The organism is Ensifer sp., assembly GCF_035999185.1.
Lineage (GTDB): Bacteria > Pseudomonadota > Alphaproteobacteria > Rhizobiales > Rhizobiaceae > Ensifer.
Window position 1 is genome coordinate 1 of sequence record NZ_DASYHB010000084.1, and the last position, 3,115, is coordinate 3,115.

A 3,115-nucleotide genomic window follows, 5' to 3' on the forward strand; every position below is an offset into this window, starting at 1 on the left:
TCGCCTGCGGAGAATTCCGGGAGCGTGCGCTTGGCGGCGATCTTGGCGGCCTGTTCGGCTTCCAGCTGCTGGATGATGTTCATCGGTCTAACCTTTCAAGTTCTTCTGAAACAGCCAGAGCGCTCTCGATGAACCTGTCGGACTTGCCTTCGGGTCTTGCCGGAAACCGGCAGGAGCGGATTCGCCATTCTTTGTTTTGGTCGACGGGCATGCAACCCGAACCGGGGCGGCACTTACACCAATCAGCCCGCCTTGTCATCCCCGAACGCCATAAATTCTCGGCAATCCGCGCCGGGCACGTCGAATTTATCAGAAAGCACGCAAATACATGCGTGACGATTGCAGAACGATCGGGCTTGCGGCCGGCACAACCACCGGCTATCCCGAGCATGGTGGTTGGGGGAGACCATGCATATCTTTGAAGTGCTCATGCTTTTCATGGCCGGCTTCCTGTCCGGTGTCGTGAACGCCATTGCCGGTGGCGGAACGTTCCTGACCTTCGGGGCGATGACGCTTGGCGGCCTGTCGCCGATCGTCGCCAACGCGACCTCGTCGATCATCCAGTTTCCGGGCTACATCACCTCCGCTCTCGCCTATGGCAAGGAAATCCGTGCCGACAAGCGCTATGCCATCTTGCTCGGCGTGATTTCGGCGCTCGGCGGCCTTGGCGGCGCGCTGCTCTTGATCTCGCTCTCCAACGCCTCGTTCCGGGCGCTGGTGCCCTGGCTGCTGCTTGCAGCAACGGCGATCTTCGCGGCCGGGCCGCTTTTAAAGCCGAAGGCACGCATCGACGAACACGCCATCAATCCGGCCGGCATCGGCGCGCAGTTCGTCACGTCGATCTATGGCGGCTTCTTCGGCGCCGGCATGGGCATCATGATGCTGGCGGTGCTGGGGCTTGCGACCGGCGGCGGCTACCATCGCCTGAACGCACTCAAGAACTTCATCTCGATCGTGATTGCGGCGATCGCCATCGTCGTGTTTGCCGCCGGCGGCGTCGTCTCCTGGCTGCATGCAGCGATCATGGTGCCGGGGGCAGCGCTCGGCGGCTACAGCGGCGTCTGGGCGGCACGCCGCGTGCCGCAGGCGGTCATTCGCGCACTCGTCGTGGCGGTCGGCCTGCTGCTTGCGGCCTATTACTTCTTCACCGGCTGATCGAGAAGGTCGGGGCGACGCTCCGCGGTCAAGCGCCGCGCTTCCGCCTCGCGCCATTTGGCAATCGCGCCGTGGTTGCCCGAGGTCAGGACCGGGGGGATCTCCCGGCCTTCGAAGTTCTGCGGCCGGGTATAGTGCGGGTGTTCGAGCAGGCCCCCCTCGAAGCTTTCGTGCACACCGGAAAGCTCGTTGCCCATCACACCCGGCAAAATGCGGACCACGGCATCGAGCAGCGTCAGTGCCGCCGGTTCGCCACCGGAAAGAATATAGTCGCCTATGGAAACTTCTTCGAGGCCGCGCGCGTCAATCACGCGCTGGTCGACGCCCTCAAACCGTCCGCAGACGATGACGACACCTGGACCCTTGGCAAGTTCGCGGACCCGCGCCTGCGTCAACGGCCGGCCGCGCGGGCTCATCAGCAGCCGCGGACGCTCGTCATCCCCGGACACGTGGTCGATCGCCCGGGCGAGCACGTCCGGCTTCAGCACCATGCCGGCACCGCCGCCAGCCGGCGTATCGTCCACGGTGCGGTGCTTATCCTCGGCAAAGTCGCGGATTTGCACCGCATCGATCGACCATTGCCCGCGCTCCAACGCCTTGCCCGAAAGCGAAGCGCCGAGATGGCCCGGAAACATTTCGGGATAGAGCGTCAGAACAGTCGCGCGAAACGTCATCGCCGCGTCGCTCACTTGCGTTTGGCGGAAAAGGGGTTCGGATCCTGGTCCTTGTCGTCGGAAAGACCGGCTGCGACCGGATCGACGAGCAAGCGGCCCGCCTCCAGATCGATCTCCAGCACCGACCATTCGGTGAACGGGATCAGCACCGGGCGTCGGCCCGGCCCTTTCAACTCGAGCAGATCGCCGGCGCCGAAATCGAAGACGCCGCTGACCTTGCCGTAGCTGGTGCCGTTGCCGTCGATGGCTTCAAGGCCTTCGAGGTCGGCATAAAAGAATTCGTCTTCGTCCAGATCGTCGTCCGGAAGGTTGTCGCGCTCGATGAACAGTTCAAGACCGTTGAGCGCCTCAGCCGCGTTGCGGTCGTTGACGCCGCGAAAGCGGACGACGACGACGTTTTTCGCCTCACGGAGTTCCAGCACCTCGAAGACGCGACCGTCCGCGCTATGAAGATGGCCATAGTCGCCCAGCGCCGTCGGATCGTCGGTAAAGGACTTGACCCTCACCTCGCCGCGCAAGCCTTGCGCCGCGCCGATCGTCGCCATCAGAACCGGGTTCTCGAGTTTGCTCATCATCTCATCCGTGTTCGGGATATCCCGGTGGACATAACGGAAAACGGGCGGCATGGAAATGCCACCCGTTTCCTTAAGTCACGGCAGCTCTGAGGGGAACGTCGGCACGAGGCCGCCGGTTCCACTGAGGGCCGTTCTCCGGCTATTATTCAGCAGCGGCAGCAGCGGCGTCTTCAGCCTTCTGCTTGGCTTCAGCAGCGCGCTCCTGAGCCTTCTTGCCCGGAGCACCCTTGGTCGGGTTGCTGCGAGCCGGACGCTTTGCAAGGCCTGCCTGGTCGAGGAAGCGCAGAACGCGGTCGGTCGGCTGGGCGCCCTGGGCGATCCAGTGGTTGACGCGCTCGGCGTTCAGCTCAACGCGCTTTTCGTCGTCCTTGCCGAGCATCGGGTTCCAGGAGCCGATCTTCTCGAGGAAGCGGCCGTCGCGCGGGCTGCGGGCGTCGGCAACGACGATCTGGTAGTAAGGGCGCTTCTTGGAACCGCCACGGGCGAGACGAATTTTCAGTGCCATGTGAGTTACTCCTTGCAGGCTTTCTTGACCGCTTCGTTCAAGCGGAATGGTTTGTGCCGGCGGTACCCGCGGAATGCGAGCGATCGGCGGCGATGGCTTCATGATGCCGGATGACTTCCTTGATGATGAAGTTCAGGAACTTCTCGGCGAAATCCGGATCCAGATTGGCATCCTTGGCCAGGCGGCGCAGGCGTTCGATCTGGTAT

The 3,115-nt window shown here is 63.2% G+C and carries 4 protein-coding genes and 2 pseudogenes; 1 reads left to right on the forward strand and 5 read right to left on the reverse strand.

Going from position 1 to position 3,115, the window contains the following annotated elements:
* Positions 1 to 83: pseudogene (locus tag VGO04_RS08210) on the reverse strand (50S ribosomal protein L19); the annotation flags it as partial.
* 325 nt (positions 84 to 408) lie between these two features.
* Here VGO04_RS08210 and VGO04_RS08215 point away from each other — a divergent pair.
* On the forward strand, positions 409 to 1,155 hold the full coding sequence (locus VGO04_RS08215) for a sulfite exporter TauE/SafE family protein (protein ID WP_327495455.1): 747 nt from the start codon (positions 409 to 411) through the stop codon (positions 1,153 to 1,155).
* Here the strand turns inward: VGO04_RS08215 and trmD are convergent.
* The 4 genes and pseudogenes from trmD to VGO04_RS08235 all read right to left on the reverse strand — a co-directional run.
* The gene (gene trmD, locus VGO04_RS08220; RefSeq protein WP_327495456.1) at positions 1,137 to 1,829 is read right to left on the reverse strand and encodes a tRNA (guanosine(37)-N1)-methyltransferase TrmD; all 693 of its coding nucleotides are present in this window, start codon (positions 1,827 to 1,829) and stop codon (positions 1,137 to 1,139) included. The genes VGO04_RS08215 and trmD overlap by 19 nt on opposite strands.
* A gap of 11 nt (positions 1,830 to 1,840) precedes the next feature.
* Positions 1,841 to 2,401, reverse strand: a complete 561-nt coding sequence (gene rimM / locus VGO04_RS08225; protein ID WP_327495457.1) for a ribosome maturation factor RimM — start codon at positions 2,399 to 2,401, stop codon at positions 1,841 to 1,843.
* A 145-nt stretch (positions 2,402 to 2,546) separates the two neighbouring features.
* Entirely contained in the window at positions 2,547 to 2,909 is a 363-nt protein-coding gene (gene rpsP / locus VGO04_RS08230) for a 30S ribosomal protein S16 (protein ID WP_327495458.1), read from the reverse strand.
* A 37-nt stretch (positions 2,910 to 2,946) separates the two neighbouring features.
* A pseudogene (locus VGO04_RS08235) lies at positions 2,947 to 3,115 on the reverse strand (chorismate mutase); the annotation flags it as partial.